This window comes from Methanofollis ethanolicus, assembly GCF_001571385.1.
In the GTDB taxonomy this organism is placed as follows: domain Archaea; phylum Halobacteriota; class Methanomicrobia; order Methanomicrobiales; family Methanofollaceae; genus Methanofollis; species Methanofollis ethanolicus.
Genome location: NZ_BCNW01000001.1, coordinates 1,664,022 through 1,684,905, shown reverse-complemented (window position 1 = coordinate 1,684,905; position 20,884 = coordinate 1,664,022). Strand labels below are relative to the sequence as shown.

Annotated in this window: 21 protein-coding genes; 18 read left to right on the top strand and 3 right to left on the bottom strand. The window is 60.7% G+C overall.

Features of this window, described 5'->3' with window-relative positions:
- Positions 1-24 precede the first annotated feature (24 nt).
- Together MEFOE_RS08285 and MEFOE_RS08280 are read right to left on the bottom strand one after the other, a co-directional pair.
- The gene (locus MEFOE_RS08285; protein WP_067050920.1) at positions 25-648 is read right to left on the bottom strand and encodes a 5-formyltetrahydrofolate cyclo-ligase; all 624 of its coding nucleotides are present in this window, start codon (positions 646-648) and stop codon (positions 25-27) included.
- A 478-nt stretch (positions 649-1,126) separates the two neighbouring features.
- Positions 1,127-1,522 (bottom strand): carboxymuconolactone decarboxylase family protein, encoded by a 396-nt coding sequence (locus MEFOE_RS08280; protein WP_067050916.1) that lies wholly within the window; start codon positions 1,520-1,522, stop codon positions 1,127-1,129.
- Between the two features lie 436 nt (positions 1,523-1,958).
- Here MEFOE_RS08280 and MEFOE_RS08275 point away from each other — a divergent pair, with 436 nt between their 5' ends.
- On the top strand, positions 1,959-2,579 hold the full coding sequence (locus MEFOE_RS08275) for an epoxyqueuosine reductase (RefSeq protein WP_153015910.1): 621 nt from the start codon (positions 1,959-1,961) through the stop codon (positions 2,577-2,579).
- Between the two features lie 110 nt (positions 2,580-2,689).
- Here MEFOE_RS08275 and thiC read toward each other — a convergent pair whose 3' ends face one another.
- On the bottom strand, positions 2,690-3,964 hold the full coding sequence (gene thiC / locus MEFOE_RS08270; RefSeq protein WP_067050910.1) for a phosphomethylpyrimidine synthase ThiC: 1,275 nt from the start codon (positions 3,962-3,964) through the stop codon (positions 2,690-2,692).
- Between the two features lie 922 nt (positions 3,965-4,886).
- Between thiC and MEFOE_RS08265 the strand changes: the two genes are divergently transcribed.
- The 17 genes from MEFOE_RS08265 to MEFOE_RS08190 all read left to right on the top strand — a co-directional run bounded on the left by MEFOE_RS08265 (position 4,887) and on the right by MEFOE_RS08190 (position 20,880).
- Positions 4,887-5,258 carry a hypothetical protein gene (locus MEFOE_RS08265; protein WP_067050904.1) on the top strand — a complete coding sequence of 124 codons (372 nt, stop codon included), beginning with the start codon at positions 4,887-4,889 and terminating at the stop codon, positions 5,256-5,258.
- Positions 5,239-6,192 (top strand): PAS domain-containing sensor histidine kinase, encoded by a 954-nt coding sequence (locus tag MEFOE_RS08260; protein WP_083523393.1) that lies wholly within the window; start codon positions 5,239-5,241, stop codon positions 6,190-6,192. The genes MEFOE_RS08265 and MEFOE_RS08260 overlap by 20 nt, the downstream gene beginning before the upstream one ends.
- Positions 6,193-6,288: 96 nt before the next feature.
- Entirely contained in the window at positions 6,289-7,044 is a 756-nt protein-coding gene (locus tag MEFOE_RS08255; RefSeq protein WP_328585446.1) for an anaerobic ribonucleoside-triphosphate reductase activating protein, read from the top strand.
- Positions 7,041-7,589, top strand: a complete 549-nt coding sequence (locus tag MEFOE_RS08250; protein WP_067050896.1) for an AAA family ATPase — start codon at positions 7,041-7,043, stop codon at positions 7,587-7,589. Before MEFOE_RS08255 ends, MEFOE_RS08250 begins: the two co-directional genes overlap by 4 nt.
- Complete coding sequence (locus MEFOE_RS08245; protein WP_067050893.1) at positions 7,586-8,362, top strand: sugar phosphate isomerase/epimerase family protein; 777 nt, start codon at positions 7,586-7,588, stop codon at positions 8,360-8,362. Before MEFOE_RS08250 ends, MEFOE_RS08245 begins: the two co-directional genes overlap by 4 nt.
- The gene (gene rnz, locus MEFOE_RS08240; RefSeq protein ID WP_067053135.1) at positions 8,359-9,300 is read left to right on the top strand and encodes a ribonuclease Z; all 942 of its coding nucleotides are present in this window, start codon (positions 8,359-8,361) and stop codon (positions 9,298-9,300) included. The genes MEFOE_RS08245 and rnz overlap by 4 nt, the downstream gene beginning before the upstream one ends.
- Before the next feature lie 21 nt (positions 9,301-9,321).
- On the top strand, positions 9,322-10,524 hold the full coding sequence (locus tag MEFOE_RS08235) for a magnesium transporter (protein WP_067050890.1): 1,203 nt from the start codon (positions 9,322-9,324) through the stop codon (positions 10,522-10,524).
- 73 nt (positions 10,525-10,597) lie between these two features.
- Positions 10,598-11,791, top strand: a complete 1,194-nt coding sequence (locus MEFOE_RS08230; protein WP_067050887.1) for a potassium channel family protein — start codon at positions 10,598-10,600, stop codon at positions 11,789-11,791.
- A 27-nt stretch (positions 11,792-11,818) separates the two neighbouring features.
- Positions 11,819-13,663: a DHH family phosphoesterase gene (locus MEFOE_RS08225; RefSeq protein WP_067050884.1), complete on the top strand. Its 1,845-nt coding sequence runs from the start codon at positions 11,819-11,821 to the stop codon at positions 13,661-13,663.
- Between the two features lie 87 nt (positions 13,664-13,750).
- The gene (locus tag MEFOE_RS08220) at positions 13,751-14,758 is read left to right on the top strand and encodes a DUF3821 domain-containing protein (protein ID WP_083523392.1); all 1,008 of its coding nucleotides are present in this window, start codon (positions 13,751-13,753) and stop codon (positions 14,756-14,758) included.
- 138 nt (positions 14,759-14,896) lie between these two features.
- Positions 14,897-15,148 (top strand): DUF7123 family protein, encoded by a 252-nt coding sequence (locus tag MEFOE_RS13385; protein ID WP_083523391.1) that lies wholly within the window; start codon positions 14,897-14,899, stop codon positions 15,146-15,148.
- Positions 15,149-15,175: 27 nt separating this feature from the next.
- On the top strand, positions 15,176-15,373 hold the full coding sequence (locus MEFOE_RS08215) for a hypothetical protein (protein ID WP_067050878.1): 198 nt from the start codon (positions 15,176-15,178) through the stop codon (positions 15,371-15,373).
- Between the two features lie 118 nt (positions 15,374-15,491).
- Positions 15,492-15,974 carry a GTP-binding protein gene (locus MEFOE_RS08210; protein WP_067053132.1) on the top strand — a complete coding sequence of 161 codons (483 nt, stop codon included), beginning with the start codon at positions 15,492-15,494 and terminating at the stop codon, positions 15,972-15,974.
- A gap of 64 nt (positions 15,975-16,038) precedes the next feature.
- Positions 16,039-16,389, top strand: coding sequence for a hypothetical protein (locus tag MEFOE_RS08205; protein ID WP_153015908.1), 351 nt, complete (start codon positions 16,039-16,041; stop codon positions 16,387-16,389).
- Positions 16,390-16,392: 3 nt separating this feature from the next.
- Positions 16,393-18,048 carry an adenine deaminase gene (gene ade, locus MEFOE_RS08200; protein WP_067050872.1) on the top strand — a complete coding sequence of 552 codons (1,656 nt, stop codon included), beginning with the start codon at positions 16,393-16,395 and terminating at the stop codon, positions 18,046-18,048.
- Positions 18,045-18,896: a methanogenesis marker 8 protein gene (locus tag MEFOE_RS08195; protein ID WP_067050869.1), complete on the top strand. Its 852-nt coding sequence runs from the start codon at positions 18,045-18,047 to the stop codon at positions 18,894-18,896. Before ade ends, MEFOE_RS08195 begins: the two co-directional genes overlap by 4 nt.
- Positions 18,897-19,593: 697 nt before the next feature.
- Positions 19,594-20,880 (top strand): COG1361 S-layer family protein, encoded by a 1,287-nt coding sequence (locus tag MEFOE_RS08190; RefSeq protein WP_067050866.1) that lies wholly within the window; start codon positions 19,594-19,596, stop codon positions 20,878-20,880.
- Positions 20,881-20,884: the final 4 nt, after the last annotated feature.

The following is a 20,884-nucleotide window of genomic DNA, read 5'->3' as shown; positions in this document are numbered from 1 at the left end:
CCTCACAGAGTGATTTACTCAAAGTTAGTGGTCATTGTATTTTAACTTTGTGCGCACTCCTGGTGGGGAGCAGGAAAGGGATTCAGATTCCGTAATGATCGCGTCCATCTGCCGATCAAAGGGTTCGTGAGGGACAGTCTCGACTTCCTGGCAGGCAAACGCGATGCCGACCGTGCGGGCCTCCGGGCACTCTGCAAGGAAGCGGTCGTAATATCCCGCACCGTAGCCGAGGCGGTTTCCCGAGCGGTCGAAGCCGACCATGGGGACGATGACGGCGTCGAGGTCGGCGGGGGATGCCGGTATCTCATGGCCGATGGGTTCGGGCACATGGAAGGTACTCTCCACGAGCACGTCCCTGTCTTCAATATAGGAGAGGCGGAGGGAATGCGTTTCTTTCTCGATGATCGGGACGACGACCCGCGTGCCCCGCGCAAGGAGGGCGTCGATGAGGCCGGCGGTATCAACCTCGGGGGGCTTCGAGACGTAGACCATCACGGTCCCGGCCCCGTCGAGGAGGGAGAGGAGGCGGTCGGTGACGGCCCTGCTTTTTTCCTGGATATCGTCTGCGGAGAGGGCGAAGCGGAGTTTCTTCACGCTGTCCCGCAATGCCTGTTTTGCCGCAGGCTGCTCAGGACGCACAGCATTCATCTATACTCTATCGCGGTCGGCCGGGGATAAAGAAATCTCTCCGGGGTCTGGAGGATCTCTCAGGCTTTTGAGGGGAGATGTTTCGGGATGGGGGAAAAGTCTCTGTTGAATCGCTCATGAAACGAAGTTTCAAGCGATTCTTTGAAAAGCACTGAGGTGGTTTCCATGGTAATTCCTGTTTGGGCGTGTTTGTGCCGGGGGGTTTCACCCCCCGGTCCTCCCATCATTAGGATAGGGACGGGGATGGTAGTTCACTCCCCTCGGATTTACTTCTCCCTTCCCCCGACCAATCCTGAGCGGGGTGCGAGCGAAGCGAGTTCGAGAAGACCAGTAGGTCTTCGAGGGTGAGGCGTAGTCCCCCGGTCTCGATTATAGGGAAGGCGGTGGACCCGTGCTTTCCCTCATGCAGTCGGAGGGATACATCGATGCGAGCATGAGGGATTCTACAAAGTCCAACAGAACTTTCCCACAATCTCACTCACGGGAACGATTCCTTGAAGGCCCGGAGGGAGGAGGCGAGGACGTGCGTCTTGCCGATGACGCCGGCGATGAGGATCGTGTCCAGGATCTCGTCGCGGGTCGCCCCTTCCCTGAGGGCCGCACCGACATGGACCTTGATGCACTTGTCGGCACCGGCACCGGCACCGGCGGCGATCGCCACGAGTTCGGCGGTCTTTGCGTCCATGCTCGCCGGCCGTGCGGTCTTGTAGTCGCCGAGGGCGGAGAGGGTGAAGGCCTCCGGGCGCTCGCGCATCACGGTGAAGATGAAGGGGACGGTGCCGAGCCAGTTCTCGGTCTCGGCAAGGACGTCGTCGGCCATCGTGTCGGCATGGGAGAGGAAGTCATCGAGAGTCTTCTGGTTTTCCGGTTTCATAGGAGAAAGTTTGGGAGGCGGGGGTTATCTTTCTGTCTTTTCGGCCGTGGAGTGTAGTGCATGGGCCGGTAGTCCGGCATACGCCCGATTCACCGGAGCATATTCTCCGGTTTTCAGCGGATATCCTCGCGCCGGGGGAGACCCCCGGAACCCCCGAATACTATGGAGACATGCTCCCGGGCATCTTTCACCAGAATATCGACGGACTTTCCACGTCACCATCCATACCAGAACAAACAAAAACACGTGTCGATCCAATACCGCCATGCACTCCGGGTCCTCTCCCCTCCGCAGATCCAAAAAAACTCTCGAGTACCTCCTCCACACCGAAGGAGTGGACCTCTACGCCACTCTGGCCGTGGCCGAATGCTCTGCACCGGAGGGATATCATCCCCGGGACGTATTGCCCTCCGCAAAAACCGTCATAGTCTTCGGAATGGAAATCCCGGCTAAAACATTCTCTCTCACGAGCAGAGAGAAGACCGAACGGCTGCACCGCGTCATCGAACGCCTTGACGAGACCGCTTTTTCGCTTGCGAAAGCACTTGAGGAGGAGGGACACTCTTCCATCGCAGTTCCGTCTTTCTTCCCGGTGCGGGTGCGGGACAGGAGGATCAGGGGGTATCTCTCCCTGAAGCATCTGGCCGCAGAAGCGGGTATGGGGAGCATCGGGCAGAACACGCTCCTCATCACCTCGCAGTCGGGAAATCGCGTGGCGCTCGGGGCAGTGGTGACAGAGAAGGAACTGCACGTGGAGAGACCGGCGGTGCCGCCGCCCCAATGCCGCCGGTGCAACAGGTGCATCAAGGCCTGTCCTGCGGGAGCGTTGACTGAAGAGGGAGTAGATGTCCTCCGCTGCAGGAACGTGACCCACACGATCCCGGCGCCGGTGCGACCCGTCTTCGGCGTCCTCTTCGGGAGCAACGCCGGAGCGCCCCTGGCGGAGTGGCTGATCAACCGCATGGCCTGGGACGCAGAGATGGTCTGCAGCCGGTGCCTGACGGTGTGTCCGTACTTTCGAGAACCCCGTGCCGGTCAATCGAAGTGGCACGTCTGATCACCACGCCCTCCCGATGTTCCCGTCCGCTGCGCTGTTGTAAGAGGTGAGTACGTGATGATCGGACGGGCCGCTCCAGCACAGCCCGAAAAAAAAGATTCTAAAAAAATTTAGAAGTGGAAGTTTCTGTTCACGATCTTGAGGGCGCAGTAGTCGCCGCACATCGTGCAGCCGTCGGTGTCGGCGGGCATCCGCTCGTCCCGGATCTTCTTTGCGCGCTCCGGGTTCATGGCGACGGCGAACTGCCGATCCCAGTCGAGGTCCCGGCGGGCATGGCCCATTTCGAGGTCGTCGTCCCTCTTCTTCAGCTTGATCATGTCGCCGACGTGCGCGGCGATCCGGGAACTCATCACGCCTTCATAGACCTCCTCGGGGGTCGGGAGGGCGAGGTGCTCTGCCGGGGTCACGTAGCAGATGAAGTCCGCGCCGTAGGCCGAGGAGAGAGATGCGCCGATGGCGGCGACCCTGTCGTCGTAGCCCGGAGCGATGTCGGTGACCAGGGGGCCGAGCATGTAGAAGGGCTTCCTGTTCGTGACGCGCTTCTGGACGACGACGTTCGCCTGGATCTCGTCCAGGGGGATGTGGCCCGGTCCTTCGATGATCGTCTGCACGCCGAAGTCGTTGGCCTTGTCCGCGAGTTCGGCATTGATGATCAGTTCCTGGAGCTGCGCCCTGTCGGTGGCGTCGTGGACCGCGCCGGCCCGCATGCCGTTGCCGAAGGAGAGCGTGACCTCGTGCTCCTTCAGGATCTCAAGGAGATAGTCGAACTCAGCATAGAGTGGGTTCTCCTTCTCGTTGTGGAGCATCCATGCAGTCATGAACGCACCGCCGCGGGAGACCAGACCGCCGTGCCGGCCCTGATTCTTCAGCCTCTTCATCGTCTCCAGGTTGATGCCGGTGTGGATGGCCATGAAGTTCGTGCCGAGTTTCGCCTGCTCAGCGGTGATCCTGAAGAGGTCGTCGGGGTCCATGAAGACGACGCCGCCCTTCTTCTGTGCGGCCTCGATGAAGGCCTGGTACAGGGGGACACTCCCCACGGAGAGGGTCGTCGCCTCGATGACACGGCGCCTGATATCCAGGAAGTCGCCGCCTGTCGAGAGTTCCATGAGGGTGTCGGCACCGGCCTTCTCGGCCATCTTCACCTTCTCGATCTCCTGGTCCACGTCCACCATATCGGTGGAGGTGCCGATGGAGGCGTTCACCTTGGTGCGGAGGCCCTCGCCGATACCGCAGATCTTGACCTTCCTGTACGGGGAGACCGGGATGGTGATATGGCCCTCGGCCACGCCGCGGCGGACGAAGTCCTCGGTGACTCCTTCCTTCGCCGCGACGATCTTCATTTCTTCGGTGATGACGCCGCGCTTTGCGTCCTCAATTAGTCCCATGCCTTCATTGTTGGGTAAAATCTGAGATAAACCCTCTGTTTTGCCGTCGCCGGTTAAATTTTGTTTGTTCTCCAAACAAGTAAATTTGTTTACCTTTGGGCAAGTGGAATTACCTGAGCGTGCTCCCCTACCCGGAGCAGCGAAAGAGACAGATTTAGAGCACATCCCCAAACTCTCGTTCATTCCCCCCATCTCTGCATGCAGGGATCGGGAGAGAATATCATGTTCGGGTCGATATCTTCCTGAATTCCCTGAAGAATCGTGCGAAACCCCCACCTTCCCCTACCTCTCTGCCGGGGGACTGACGCCCCCGGACCCCCGAAACAGGATAGGGTCAGGGAAGAGAGACCAGAGATCCTGATGAAGGAAGATTGCCCTCCACCCCCTCTCGCAATGAGGGGGGGGTGCGAGCGTTAGCGAGCATGAGAAGACGAAGTCTTCGAGGGCGGGGGGTGAAACCCCCCGGACAAGACACCAGAACTGGATTTTTCAGAACCGAATGTGAGTCCTTTCATCGGCGTGAATGAAGGTTCGGATCAGTTTTGGGATGACCTCTTAGATAAAAAATGCTTCAATATCGGCTTTGTAGAAATCCTCCTCCATCGGTTGATAGTGCGTGCTGATCCTCTGCCTTCCCCTTCCTGTTCGCCGGGGGACTTTTGCCCCCGGGAAGAAAGGGTCGGAGTCCCGGAGGAGGAGGCCATCCCTGCCCCTATCGTAATGGCAGGGGGTATGGGGGGCGGCAGCCCCCCTGGGACCAGGCACGTCTGAAAAGAATTTTTTCCCCTATCACTTCAGGAAGTACTTTTCCGCAAGGGTTTCTACAGAGCCGAAAAAATAGAATTTATACATTATTGTCTTCTTTAAAGAAATCAAATATCTGGAAATATTTATCATTGCGTCAGAGAAATGTTCATCCGGTATGAACACCTTCTGGCTCCGCACTCATTTTTTCCATACCCGTGCCGGACGCGATGCGCTGGTTCTTGCGGTAGTCGGAGTCGCTTTTTTTCTGATAGCCCGGTCCATCGACGCCTTCGAGGTGCTCGTGGAGTTCGCCACAGAATACAAACAGTGGGAAGTCGACGAGATCGTCACCGTGGTCCTCATACTCTCTGTGGGCTTTGCCGTCTTCTCTGTACGGCGGTGGAGTGAACTCACGGCCGAGGTCAGGGCGCGGAAAATCGTTCTGGAGAGGTTGAGACTTGCCATCGAAGGGGGATCCCTGGGCATCTGGGACTGGGACGTCGCGACAGGCGAACTGTCGATAATCCATGACTGGATACATACATGACCGGCCCTCCCCGGCCCCGGAGGAGGAGACCCACATCTCAATTCTCCGGGAGCACATCCATCCCGACGACTTCCCTCTGCTGATACAGAGCATGGAAGAGGTGAAAGACGATGCCATGCCGTACTATGAGGTCGAATGCCGGGAACGATGCCCGGGAAAGTCGTGGCGGTGGGTGCATGTCCTGGGAAAGGTGACGGCACGCGATGGGGACGGTCGCCCCATCAGGGCGACGGGCATAATGAGAGACATCACCGAGACGCACCGGACTAGAGAGGCCCTTGAAGAGGCGAACAAAAAACTTGACCTCCTGTACAGCATCACCAGACACGACCTCCTCAACCAGGTCGGCGTCATTGCCGCGTACGCAGGACTGATCGAGGAAGAGGCGGAGACAGACGGAAAGACGCGGGAATATGCCAGACTGGTGACCCGCGCGACCGCGACGATCAGGGACCAGGTCGTCTTCATGCAGGACTATGAAAAAGTGGGCGTGAAAGTCCCCGAATGGCAGTGCGTTGAGAAGGTCGTCAGGTTTGCCGGGGAGAAGGCATCCCTCGGGAGACTGAAGGTCCGGGTCCATACCGGGAGATTTGAGGTCTTCGCAGACCCCCTCTTCGAGAAGGTCGTCTTCAACCTTGCAGACAATACTGTCCGTCATGGAGACCGGGCAACAGAGTTCACCGTCTCGTTTCATGAAGAGAACGACAGGGGCATCCTCGTCTTCGAGGACAATGGGATAGGTGTCCCCGCTGCCCTGAAAGAGAAGATCTTCACCAGAGGTTTCGGTCGTCGGGCCTCGGGCCTCGGCCTCTTCCTGGTGCGCGAGATCCTGGGGATCACCGGCATGACGATCCGGGAGACAGGGATAGAGGGCGAAGGGGCGCGCTTTGAGGTCGTGGTCCCGGCAGGGAATTTCAGGACCCGCCGGGAGTGATTGCCCTCCTGAGAGGACGGAGGCCGATTCTCGCGGAGGCCGTCTCCTGCACCGTTCGATACATTCTATAAAACCGCTCGCCCATGATATACAACGGTGGTTTTTCTGAAGGTGAACTTCGGCGGTTTTGTCCCGCTCAGCACGGTGGACTGGAGAGGCAGGGCAGTCTGCACGGCCTTTCTCCGCGGCTGCCCGGTCCGGTGCCACTACTGCCAGAATGCCGCCATACTCGACGGTAAGGACGAGCGGGAGGTCGACGAGGTCCTTGCCATGATAGAAGAGTCCGCCCTTGTCATCTCCGGCGTCGTCTTCTCGGGCGGGGAGGCGACGATGCAGAAGGAGGCGCTTCTCGCCCTTGCGAAGGGCGTGAAGAAGATGGGCCTCGGCGTCGGCCTCCAGACGAACGGCGTCTACCCGGCAACGATCCGGGCGCTCCTTGAAGAGGGCCTCGTTGACAAGATCTCCCTCGACCTGAAGACGCAGTGGCGCCACTACAACAACCTCCTCAAGAAGGACTTCGCCGATCGGGTGAAGGAGTCGCTCCTCCTCTGCACCGAGGCCCACCACGCCGGCAGACTCCCGGAGTTCGAGGCGGTCGTGACGACCTTCCGGGGGTGCGAGGACGACATCGCCTACATCGCAAAGGACGCGGAAAGCGTCGACCTCGTCCTCCAGCAGGGCGTCATCGCCGGCGTCGCCCCTCTCGACTTCGAGGAGCTCGCGGCCATCGCCGACCGCCTCGGCCGGAGCGTGCGGATCAGGACGCGGCAGGACGGCGAGGTCGCCTATGAAGGACGGCGGATCGTCAGGGCGGAGAGCATCAGAGATCAGGAGAGGAGAAGCGAACAATGAAGGTCATCGGAATCGTCGGCATGCCCGCAAGCGGCAAAGGCGAGTTTTCACGGATAGCAGCAGAGAAAGGGATACCTGTCGTGGTGATGGGGGACGCCATCAGGAAGGCCGTCACAACCGCCGGGCTTCCCCTGACAGACGGGAACATGGGAAAGGTCTCCTCAGACCTCCGCGCGAAGCACGGCATGGGGGCGATCGGCCTCATCACGGTCCCTGAGGTAGAGGCGACAGGCGCCCCCGTCGCCGTCATCGACGGGATACGAGGGAGCGCCGAGGTCGAGATCTTCAGGGAGCACTTCCCTTCCTTCCTCCTCGTCGGAGTGAGGGCCTCTTTCAAGACACGTCTCGCCCGCCTCGGCAGCCGCGGCCGGTCGGACGACCCCGCCTCCGCCGACGACCTCAGGAGGCGCGACGAGCGTGAGATCGGCTGGGGCCTCGGCGACGCCCTCGCCATGGCCGACGTCTTCTTCGAGAACGAAGGCACGATGGAAGAGTACGGGGAAAAGGCCAGGCACCTCCTCGACGCCCTGGAGGGATGCGCATGAGCATCCAGCCGTACTTCGCCTCGTCCTCGAAGGTCTGGGAGTCCGTGGACTGGGTCTTCGGCATCGAGGAGTGCGGGTACGCGGGCTGGGAGATCTCGGCAGACGGGAACTACCGCCTCGAAAACCCGAAGAACAAGGCGGCTATCCGCGACGTGCTGGAGAGCACCCACCTCAAGGCGACGGTGCACGCACCCTATGCCGACCTCAACCCCGCCTCCATCAACGACCCCATCTGGCGCGAGTCGGTGCGGCAGATCTGCCTCTGCGTCGAGCACGCCGCCGACATCACCGACCGGGTCACCATGCATCCCGGCTACCTCTCCGTTGCCGGAAAGTTGCTGCCCGACAAAGTGTGGGGCCTGCAGAAGGAGGCATTACGCATGATCGGAAAATGTGCCGATGAACACGGCGTCGTCGCCTGCCTGGAGAATATGATCAATATCCCCGATTTCCTCTGCCACGACCCCGGTGAACTCCTCGGCCTCACCGAAGGGATCGAGGGGATAGGGGTCACCTTCGACCTCGGCCATTCGAACACCGTCAGAAAGACGGGCGCCTTCCTTGCAGAGATCGGGAAGGCGAACCACCTGCACATCCACGACAACCACGGCATCACCGATGAGCATCTCGCCCTCGGCGACGGGACGCAGGACTGGAAGAAGATCGGGCACGCCGTCGCAGAGGGGTACCGCGGCGGCGTGGCTGTCGTCGAGGGGCGCAACCTCGACGAGGCGCGGAAAAGCCTTGAGGTCTTCAGGAGGTGTTTCGTATAGCCGGCGAAACCCTGCAGGTGTACTTCCTCGGCACGGCCGGCGCCCTCCCGACGCCCAACCGCAACCCCTCGTGCGTCATGGTCAGGCACGGTTCGGACACCCTCCTCTTTGACTGCGGCGAGGGGGCCCAGCAACAGATGATGCGGGCGCGGACCGGGTTTCTCGTCGATGCCATCTTCATCACTCACTGGCACGCCGACCATTTTCTCGGCGTCCTCGGCCTCGTGCAGACCATGGCCTTCAACGGCCGGACAGAACCGCTCGTCATCTACGGCCCCGAAGGAGTGCACGACTTCGTCGAGTACACCATCAAGATCGGGCGGACAAAACTCGGTTTCGACCTCCAGCCCGTCCAGCTGGTGCCCGGCATGGCCGTCAGGTTCTCGGGCTACCAGGTGGAGGCCTTTGCGACCTCCCACGGGATGCCAAGCCTTGGCTATGCGCTCAGGGAAGATGCGCGGCCAGGCCGGTTCGACCGCGAGACAGCGATCTCCCTCGGCGTCCCGCCCGGCCCCCTCTTCGGCCGTCTCCAGCGCGGGGAGAGCGTGACCGTGATGCGCGACGACGGCGGCGAGGTGACTATCACCCCCGACCAGATCCTGGGGACGCCCCGGCCGGGGCGGATGATCATCTATACCGGAGACACCCGTCCCATCCACCGTCTCCATACAGAGGGCCTCGAAGGGGCCGACCTCCTCATCCACGACGCCACTTTCGACGACCTGGAGAGGGGCCGCGCCGCTGAAGTCTACCACTCCTCGGCCGGTGAGGCCGGCGAAGCGGCGTCGGCACTCAAAGCCCACTCTCTTGCCCTCGTCCACATTAGTTCGCGTTACACCTCGATGACAAACCATATACGGGATGCAGAGGAGAAGTTTGAAGGCGAGGTGCTTGCGCCATCGGATCTGGCGATGGTAGAAGTTCCTTTCAGGGAGTGACAGCAATGACGGAGGGTGAGGATGAAGTCGGGAAACGGTTTGAGGCGCGAGCGGCGCCTCTTCCTGACTGGCCTTGCGGCGCTCCTCATCAGCACCGTGATTGCCGTCGTTGCCGGATCCTATCTCTCCTCGGTCCGTGAAGTCCTCGTCCTCATCCCCGGACTCCTGGTGCTGGTGCCGCCGACGATCAATATGCGGGGGAGCATCTCGGGCGTGCTCGCATCCCGCCTCTCGTCGTCCATGCACCTCGGGGAGTTTACAGGAAGCTTCCATGACGGCGGCGTCCTTGCCGAGAACCTCCATGTCTCCCTTATCCTCACCCTGGCCACGGCCGTCGCTCTCGGTATCGTGGCAAGCCTTGTCAGTACCCTGACAGGCGTCACGGTGATCGCCACAGGCGACCTCGTCCTCATATCAGTGATCGCCGGCATTGTCGCCGGGTTCATCGTCATGGGCTTTACCATCCTTATCTCCGTCCTTTCGTACAGGCAGGGCATCGACATGGACATGATCGCCGCCCCGGCGGTGACGACCCTCGGCGACCTGGTCACGATCCCGGTCCTCACCATAACGGCCGTGGTCGTCCTCTCCTTCCAGCCGGGGACACGAACTCTTCTCCTCTGGGCGATGCTCCTCGTCACAGCCGTCGCCTGTCTCTATTCCTGGTCGCGGGGCGGACGCATAAAGCGGATCTCCACCGAGGTCCTCCCCCTCCTCGTCTGCCTCTCTGTCCTCGGGACCTTTGCCGGGGTGACCTACACCCTCGGCCTTGACCGTCTTGTGAGCATGGCCGCCCTTCTCATCCTGATCCCTCCTTTTGCCGGGATATGCGGGTCTATCGGTGGCATCCTCTGCTCGCGCCTCGGCACCGAGATGCACCTCGGCATCATCGCCCCCTCTCTTGTCCCCTCGAAGGGAGTGCTGGTGCAGTTCGCCCATACCTACCTCTTCACCGTCCTGCTCCTCCCCCTGATGGCGGCCCTCGCGCACCTTGCGGCCCTCCTCCTCGGTGCCCCTTCCCCCGGCCTCCTCCCCATGGTCGCCATCGCCACCCTGGCAGGTGCGGTCGTGATGACCCTGGTCAACGGGATCGCCCACCTCACCGCGACGATCTCTTTCAGGTTCGGCCTCGACCCGGACAACTTCGGGATCCCGGTCATCTCCGCAGTCATCGACCTCCTCGGCGCCGTGGTCCTGGTTGCAGTCATCGACCTCTTCCTCTAGGGGCGTCCGGGTGTGCGAACTGCGAATTAATATACTGTCATAACACTATTGAGAGTGAAGACGGTACAGATTCATGATGGAAGTCGAGTATCAGCCGACCAGTCTCAAGGATGTCCTTATCGAGATGAAGGATATCTCGGAGCTGATGGTTGACCTTGCCTATTCTGCAGTTCTCTTTGAAAGCCACGAGATTGCCGGCGAAGTTGAGAAACTCGAAGAGGTCATGAACCGGCACGCGTATCAGGCGCGGATCTCGGCCATTCTCGGGGCGCGCCGGGTGGAGGAAGCCGAGTCGATGAGCGGCCTCCTCCAGATCGCCGAGGCGGCAGAACGAATTGCCAATTCTGCAACAGACATTGCCAAACTCATTTTGAGAGGGGCAAAATTCCCGCAGAAACTCAGGAACGCCCTGCCTGAAGCGGAAGAGGTGACGGTCAGGGCAGAGGTGCATCCCGACTCTCTCCTTGACGGCACGACCCTCGGTGAGGTGAAACTCCAGAGCCGATCGGGTATGCGCGTCATTGCGATCCGGCGGGGGTCGGGCTGGATCTATGACCCTGACAAGTATTCGAAGACCCTTGCCGGGGACATCGTCCTCGCGAAGGGTCTCGGTGCCGGGATCACCCCCCTGTTCACGATGACCGGCGCGAAGCCGCAGCCCCGGAAGGAGTGGGTGCAGGCCGGATGCGTCGACGACCTCGACCGCGCCGTCGCACTGATGATCGAGATGAAGAACCTCTCGGAACTGGCAGTCGGGCTCGCATATACATCTCTCCTCTTTACGAACGAGGACATTGCCGAGGAGGTCGTCGTCCTTGACGAGAGGATGGAGGACATGCGCTACCAGTTCGACCTCTGGCTCCTGGAGGCGACGCGGCGGATCGAGAACGTGGAGTACCTCCGCGGCCTGATCCACCTCTCTTCCTTTGCCGGGACCATCACCAGCGCCGCCTCGGCCATCGCCGACGTCCTCCTCCGCGATATCGAGATCCCTCCGGTCTTCAGGATGATTGTGCGCGAGTCCGACGAGATCATCACGCGGCTCGAAGTCGAGGAGAGGTCGGCCATCGCCGGCAGAAGCCTGCGCGAGGCCTCGCTTGCGACTGTCACCGGCATGGTCGTCTTTGCGATCCGGAGCAGAGACGGCAGGTGGAAGTACCGTCCGGGACGGGATGAGCGTCTGCAGGCAGGCGATCTCATCATTGCAAAGGGACGGAGAGACGGTGAGGAACGCCTCGCCGCCCTCTGTTCAAGTGAAAATACATAAGCACTTTCCAGACAAGAGAGTACGAAAATGGCGAATACTGAAGATACCGTTGTCTATGCCCTTGGCCCGAATTGCGGGATCGAGGACGTTGAAGAGGGGAAGATTTATGCAGGGACCGTTCAGGGCTTTGCAAATTTCGGAACCTTCGTACAGCTGAGTGCCCGGCTGAAAGGGCTTGTCCACAAGAGCAATATCCTCCAGAGCCACGAAGAAAAGGATCAGATCTTTGTCAAGATCATCAATATCAGGAATAACGGAAACATCGACCTTGCCGAGATGATCCCGGAGGTCTTCAGGCTGGAGACCATTACCCGTCGCGCCCATGTAACGAAACTGGGCGAGATCCAGTCTCTGGTGGGCAGGAACGTCACCTTTGAGGCCGAGGTCGCGCAGGTCAAGCAGACCAGCGGCCCGACGATCTTCACCCTTGTCGATGAGTCGGGGAGCGGCAATGCCGCGGCATTCGTGGAGGCCGGTGTCAGGGCGTACCCGGAGGTCGAGCTTGGAGGCGTCGTCTGCGTCTCCGGCGAGGTGATGCGCCGCCAGAACCAGCTTCAGATCGAGGTCAGCTCGATGGAAGCGCTCACCGGCGACGATGCAAAAACAGTGCACGACCGGATCGAGGCCGCCCTCGACGCACGGGCAGAGCCCGAAGACATCCCGCTCCTCGTGGAGAGCGATGTCCTCACGCAGTTGAAGCCCGAGATGAAGAAGGTCGCCAAACTGATCCGGCGCGCCGTCTTCGAGGCCCAGCCGATCATCCTCCGCCACCATGCCGATGCCGACGGCATCTGTGCGGCGGCCGCCGTCGAACAGGCGGTCATTTCCCTGATGCGGGAAGAGGGCGACGACCTGGACACGGCGTACTACCTCTTCAAGCGTTCCCCGTCCAAGGCCCCCTTCTATGAGGTCGAGGACATCACGAGGGACCTCGACTTCGCCCTCAAGGACCACGAGCGTTTCGGGCAGAAGATGCCCCTGATCGTCCTGATGGACAATGGTTCGACCGAGGAGGACCTGCCCTCGATGAAGATGGCGCAGGTCTACGGCCTCTCGATGATCGTCGTCGACCACCACCACCCCGACGCCATCGTCGACGAGTACGTGATCGCGCATGTCAACCCCTATCATGTCGGCGGCGACTTCGGCGTCACGGCAGGGATGCTCGGGACCGAGGTGGCACGCCTCATCAACCCGAAGGTCAGCGACCTGATCCGCCATCTCCCGGCCGTCGCCGGTGTCGGCGACAGGAGCGAGGCGCAGGAAAGGCAGCGCTATCTCGACCTGGTCGCGGATGAATACTCCGAGGACGCGTGCAAGGACATTGCTCTTGCCCTCGACTACGAGCAGTTCTGGCTCAGGTTCAATGACGGCAGGGAACTGGTCAAGGATATCCTGAACCTCAAGGGGAACCGCGACCTCCAGACGCGCTATGTGAATCTCCTGGTGGAGCAGGCGAACGAAGCGATCGAAGACCAGATGGCGGCGTCGATGCCCCATGTGACCGAGGAGATCCTCCCGAACGGCGCTCACCTCTTCAGGATCGACGTGGAGATCTTCGCGCACCGCTTCACTTTCCCACCGCCGGGCAAGACCTCGGGCGAGATCCACGACCGCCTCTGCAGGCAGCACCCGGGCGAACCGGTTGTCACCCTGGGCTTTGGCCCTGACTTTGCCGTGCTCCGTTCCCGCGGTGTCCTGATGAACATTCCGAAGATGGTCCGCGAACTCCGCAATGAGATCAACGGCGGCGGCATCAGCGGCGGCGGCCACCTTGTCGTCGGGTCTATCAAGTTTGTCGAGGGAATGCGCGAGGCCGCCCTCGTTGGTCTGGTCGAGAAGATCGGCCTGGCAGATGTGGAGAAGTCCTGATCTTGGGACAGGATCCCCGGTCCTTTTTATCCCACGTCTCCGAAAGACATAAGTGACGTGACTGGTATGAAAGGGTGAGGGAATCCCATGGATCGAAAATATCGTTCACTGCTCTCCCGTACAGGTGTACTCTGTTGCACCTTTCTTCTCCTTGTTGCGACGGTTGCAGCGCCGGTTGTAGCAAGGGGGACAACGATTTCCGATATACAACCGGGAGACACCGTCTTTGTCTATGAGACCGGATTGGACCTGACGGCCCTCAGGAATGCAACAACAGACAATCCCGTCACAGCGCTCCAGCGCTTTAATGACGACGACCCGAAAAAAGGTCTCATCAATACGATTCCGGTCCCCGACGACACGGACTTCGACCTCATCGACGCCCTGGTGAGTGACGATACGGGACTGTACTTTGCCTACAACTCGCAGGACGGCATCACGAACAGGATTTACATCCGCTATCCCGACGTGAGCATCGAGGCGGTGCTTGCAGCCCCGAACCATGCGGAACGTATTGAGGGAATATCGGTTCCGACAGGGACGGAGATCGCCTTCCGGGTGATATCGTCTGATGTCGGTACATACTATGCGGCCGGAGAGACGCGTGCGGCGGTCGAGCTTGTGCTCACAACGCCGGGAGGTGCGGAGATGACGTCTTTTGGCGGACGTGATTTCTCGAACCTGCCGATCGACGGTTCGCTGTTCTACACAGACGACCCTGGCAGGCCCGGATCGGTTGCCCTGGAAGACCTTGAGCAAGGGATGTACAGGGTCCAGGCCAGGTGGACATCGCCGCAGGGCTTTGCCGACGATGCAGAGGATTCCAATGTCATCACATTCTCTGTCGGCGATCGGGTCGGGGTGAACACAACGACGCCGACGACCGCGGCGACGACAGCGCCCACCACTGTTCCGACGACGGCTGTGACAACAGAAACAACGGCCCCGGAGACAACCGCAACGACACCGTCCCTGACAACGGCCGCGACCACGGAGACGACAGTGCCGGTGACGACCATGACACAGGCATCGGGAACCCTGATCCCTGCACTCGGGGCAGCGGCCCTCCTCCTCTTTGCGCTGAGACGGCGGTGATCCTCTACTCCCGCCACCTGATCTCATGGGGATGAGGTCACAGGGGATTTCCGGGCGCAATTGCCCGGAAATCCTCCCGGAAAAACAGAAACTATTTATAATAAACCTGCGATACGTCTAACACGCTGAGGTATTGAGATGGATAGAAAAAAGAGTATCCGGGAACAGTACAACGACAGTCAATGCCGGATTGTTCATTACCTCAAATCAGGCATACAGCGAGGCAAACACTATTTCAAGTCAAAGTACATCGCTCATGACCTCGGGCTTTCTGCAAAGGAAGTCGGGACAAATCTTGCCATACTTTCAGAGATCTGCGATGAACTTGAGATTACCCGCTGGAGTTACTCCAATTCCACGACCTGGATGGTCAGTCCGCGCGCAGCATAAGTACTATCATGTGTCATACATCTGAACATGGAAAAGATCATCTCATTCGAGTCTGAGATCGAGTTTGTTGCACGGATCAATGAGCAGAAGGACTGCATCATGCAGCAGGGCCCGAAGGGCTCCGGTGACGCGGACCCCGGCCAGCTCTGGTTCAATATCGACGTACCGAAGGGGCATGGCCTCAAGGCTGGCGACAGGGTCAGGGTCACCGTCGAGAAACTCTAAGAAAATACCCGCAGTGCCAACCAGACATTTTTAAAGCCCCTGATTTTTTTTAAAACTCCGGATTTTTTTGTAATTCATTCCGAAATGTCGAAATAGACCTGTACCCAAAGCAATGGTGATGGCACATGGTAAGTTCAAGCTCTGTGTCTTCGGGCCGTACGACGCCGGGAAGTCCAGCCTGATCCAGGCACTGGACCAGAACACCCGGCACATCGAGGCACGGTGCGAGGGCGGGTCGACCACGGTTGCCCTGGATTATGGGAGGGTCCAGGTAGGACAGGAGACGGTCTATCTCTTTGGAACGCCGGGTCAGGAGCGTTTTGAGTTTGTCAGGCAGATACTTGCCCGGGGCATGGACGGAGCCATTATCGTGGTGGACTCGACCGCGGACCCCGATCCCATGGTCCGGCGTCTCTCGGACTGGCTTGTCGCGCAAAAGGTTCCATACGCCATCATGCTCAACAAATGCGACCTGCCGGGTTCGTCTCCCTCCCGCTTTGCCCATGAGATCGGGGATGCATCCGTGTACCTCGTGTCCGCAAAGTCGGGAAAGAATGTTCATGAAGCGCTCTCTTTATTTATCCAGGGCCTGAAAAGATGACGTCTCCGGCAACAGACCAAAGGATATATCTTTTTTCAGCAGTGACATTCACATGGTGGCCGGAATGAAGATTGGACCTTCGATTGTGATCGGTGTCTGCCTCTGCATGGTCGCGTGGACTGCCGGATGTACAGGGATCGGTTTCGGGGACGTGCACTATGCAGACGCAAACCTGCAGGTCACGGTAGAAAACCCCGCTGAGGCGTTGAACGGCACGGTTCAGGTGACTGTCTTTGAGATCCGTGACTTCAAGCAGACCGAAGTAACGAAGATCGCCCGTTCGGAAAATTTACCGGCCGGCACGACGACCCTGACATTCCCGATGGACCTCTCGCCCGGGGACTACAAGATCTATCTGTATTTCATGAAGGGCAACGAGAGAACGGTATCGGTGATCAAGGACATCCAGGTGTGAGAGATGGGACGGACCATCAGGGTGGCGCAGGGGCTCGAGCCTGCCGACCGACTCTTCACGCATCTCTCTCTCTATAATCCCTTCACCTGCTCCTGGGACGAGACCTCCTTCGCGGTCGCTGACGGCATCGTCGTCGGGATAGGTGTCTATGAGGCGGCGGAGACGGTCGACCTCGAGGGAGCACGGGTGGTCCCCGGCCTGATCGACGCCCACACCCATATCGAGAGTTCTCTGCTGGTGCCCGGCGAGTACGCCAGGTGCGTGGTCCCCCACGGCACGACGACGGTCGTCGCCGACCCCCACGAGATCGCAAATGTCTCGGGTATCGAAGGGCTTCTGTTCATGCGTGCAGAAGGGAAAAAGGCCGGGTTGTCTATCCTCCTCACCCTCCCCTCCTGCGTTCCCGCCACCCCTCTCGACAGGGGCGGGGCCGACCTCTCTGCCGATGACCTGGCCACTTTTGCGGATACCGCCGGGGTGGTGGGCCTCGGGGAAGTGATGAACGTCCCCGGCGTCCTCTCGGGAGACCCGGAGGTCTGGAAAAAGATCGGCCTCTGCGCGGTGCGGGACGGCCATGCCCCCCTCCTCTCGGGCCAGCCCCTCAATGCCTATGTGCTTGCCGGCATCCAGAGCGATCACGAGTGCACCGCGTGCGCGGAGGCCGAGGAGAAACTGAAGCTCGGGATGTACATCATGATGCGCGAGGGCTCGACAGAGCAGAACATCGCGGCCCTCGCCCCTCTCCTGACGCCGTGCACGGCCTCACGCTGCTGCTTCGCGACCGACGACCGCCATGCCGACATGCTCGTCGCCGCGGGGCACATCGACGACGCGGTGCGAAAACTCATGAAGGCCGGGGTCTCGCTGGAGACCGCCCTCCGTGCGGCGACCCTCACCGCGGCAGAGCGTTTTCGCCTCGACGACCGCGGGGCGATTGCGCCCGGACGCCGGGCCGACTTCTGCGTCCTCGCGGAGGGCAAGGTCTTCGCCGTGAAAGAGACCTATATTCTCGGGAAGAAATACGAGGACCCGGGATTCAGGAAACCTGCATGCCCGAAGCCGCGGTTCGCCTGCCCGGTGCCGTCGCCGGCCGATATTGCGGTCGGGGGACAGGGCAGGGCGCGGGTGATCGGCCTTGTGCCGGGGCAGATCGTCACTGAGTCTCTCTCCAAGGAGGTGGCCGCGGTGCCCGACCTGGAGGAGGACATCCTCAAGGTCGTCGTATGCGACCGCTACCGCGGCACAGGCTGCGGCGTCGGCCTGGTCCATGGCCTTGGCCTGAAGGAAGGGGCGATTGCGACGAGTGTCTCCCATGACGCCCACAACATCATCGCCGCCGGCGTCACCGACGAGGAGATCGTGCGGGCGATCAGCGAGGTCGTCGGGCACCAGGGCGCGATGACCGCGGTCAGGGGTGACGCGGTCGTCACCCTGCCCCTCACCTGTGGCGGCCTGATGGCGGCCATGCCCTACCCCGCGGTCTGCGAGGCCCTGGACCGCCTTTCCGCGGAGACGGGGGCGATGGGGGCGGTGGACCAGCCCTTCATGTACCTCTCCTTCCTGGCCCTGACCGTCATCCCGCACCTGCGGGTGACGACGCGGGGGGTCTTCGACGCGGACGCGTTCAGGGACGTCCCGCTCTTTTCGGAGGGACCATGACTGACGAGCATATCATCGAGGCAATCGGAAAGACGAGGATCGTGGTGCGGGACGGCAGGGTCGTCGAGGTCGGGAAGCCCCTGATCCGGTCCTGCCCCCTTGCGGAGAAGTTCTCCTGCCCTGTCCGCGAGATGACGGAGGAGGCGATCAGGGAGAACATCGAGGAGAGGATGCAGGCCTTCGGGATGTGCACGCCCGACAGGCAGGTGACGGACAGGTCTGACTTCGTCCTCTTCGGGGCGTCTGAGGTGATCTCCTCCGCCCTCAGGAACGGACTTGTGCGCTCGGCGGTCATCGTCTGCGACGGGGCTGGCACGGTGGTCGTCACCGCGCCCGACCTGGTGCAGGGCATCGGCGGGAGGGTCTCCGGGATCGTGCAGACCTCCCCGATACCGCAGGTGATCGGGCGGATCGAGGCGCTCGGCGGCCAGGTGCTTGACCCGGCGACGGCACGGATCGACATGCCTGCCGGGGCGGCATTCGCCCGCGACCTCGGCCTCGTCCCGGCCGCCGTCACGGTGGCGACCGCGGACGACGCGGAGACGGTGCGGACAGACCATCCGGAGGCGCTGATCATCGCCGTCCACACGACCGGCGTCTCCCGGGAGGAGGCGCGGCGCCTTGCAGCCGTCGCCGACCTGGTGACGGCCTGCGCCTCGGCTGCGGTCAGGGAGGAGGCCGGGCCCCGCGCCCTCCTCCAGGCAGGCACGGCGGTGCCGGTCTTTACGATGACGCCCCTCGGCAAGAGAGTGGTGCTCGCAAAGTTGCAGGAGACGGAGAGGCAGGTGCTGGTCAGCGGCAAGGCGCTGCCCGTCAGGGGCGGGGGAGGGCCGGAACCCCTGATCTGAACTCCGGCAGGAGACACCGATCCACTCCCTTCCCCATCATTATGAGCATATCTCGGCTCTGTTGAATTCCTGTTTTGGTGTGCCCGTGCCGGGGGACTTTTGCCCCCTGACCCCCGCGCGAGGATTGGACCTCGAAGTGGCAAACGTGCATTTTGAAGAGGGGTCTTCCCTCCACCTCCCTATCCTCACGGCAGGGGGACAGGGGGGCGGCAACCCCCCGACCAGGCACGTCTGAAGAGAACTTTTCTCCCTATCGCTTCAGGAAGTACTTTCCCGCAAAGGTTTACCATGAGGTCATCCCAAAACTCTCGTTCACCCCCCATCTCTGCATGCAGGGATAGGGAGAAAAGATCATGATCGGGTCGATATCTTCCCGAATTCCCTGAAGAACCGTGCGAAACCACCGCCTTCCCCGACCTCTCTGCCGGGGGACTGACGCCCCCGGACTCCCGAAACAGGATAGGGTCGGGGAAGAGAGACCGGAGATCCTGATGAAGGAGATTGCCATCCCCCCCTCTCGCAATGATGGGGGATGGAAGATAATGTCCGATTCATCGTAAACCATTTTTCCTTGAACCGGCCGGTTCAAGGAATGTCCTGTCGGGTTCAACAATGGCCCCCGGGATATTCTGGGAATATATCTCTCCTGCTGACGAAATGGTTTCCTGAAAGGGTATGTACCCCTCAGGAGACACGCATGAGAAAAATCGTATGGATAACACTGATCATATTCTCTCTGCTCATCGGCACCGTTGCCGCGTCGACAGACGAGAATTATGCCGCCGCTGCGCAGGTGTCGGTCACCGATGTGCAGATTAACCCGGCTGTTCTGATAAAGGGCGATACTGCCACAGTCGCCGTGACCGTGAAGAACACGGGCGACGATAGTGTCGCCATATCACGCGCCACACTTTCCGGGACCGGTATTGCAGTCTTGAACAGCCAGACCTACGACACCGTCGGGGACATCGGCGCCAGCACGACGAAGACCTTCACCTTCACGATACGGGCCGACGGTTCCGACGGTTTCTATTACCCGACCTTCACCCTGGACTTCAGAAACGCCGGGAGTCTCAGGTCGCCGGTCCCGGTGCAGGTGCAGAGCAACGAGGTGGAGATCTCAGTGCTGAACAAGCCCGAAGTCTTCACCGCAGACAAGAAGGAAACCGTGAAACTGTTGATCGGAAACTCCAGGGAGAACGCGGTCAGCAGTGTGACTGTCACGCCGTCGGGAGACGGTATCGAGAGTACCCAGTCCAGTTCCTTTATCGGAAACATCTCGCCTGACGGCTCGGCAGAGGTCACGTTCGATATCGCAGCCTCCCACTCCACGGACCTCGTCCTTACGGTCACCTATCGCAACGGGATAAATACCCACACCACCGTGCTCTCCGTCCCTATCGACGTGGGCACGTCCCTGACCGACCCTATCCTGGTGGTCAACAACCTGAAAATGAGCGCGAGCGGCGGGACCTATGACCTGACCGGCGACGTGACCAATGCCGGCCTCGAAGACGCGATGTCGGTGATCGTCACTGCCGGCAGTCCGGCAAAAGCGACAGACCCCTATCCAAACTATGTGATCGGCAGCCTCGACTCCGATGACTTCTCAAGTTTCGAGGTGACCTTCACGGGGCAGGGTCTCATATCGGTCCCGATACTAGTACAGTACAAGGACGAGGACGGAAATGACTATACGACGACCTATACCTACGAGATGAGTACAGGGATGGCCACCGCTTCAGGCGACAGTTCGTCCGTCTCTGCATCTTCGGGATCCCCGTCCTCAGGAGGAGCGCCAGGAGGTGGCGGACCGGGCGGCATGAGTATGTTCGGGATGGGAGGTGGAGGCCGCTCAGGATCACTTCCCCTGACTCAGATCGGCATTCTGATTGTCGTTCTGATCGTTGGGGTCGTCGCATGGCGGAAGGGATACCTCGGACGCGCCCGCACCGCCCTGAAGAACCGGGTGAAGAAGGAGTGAGAGG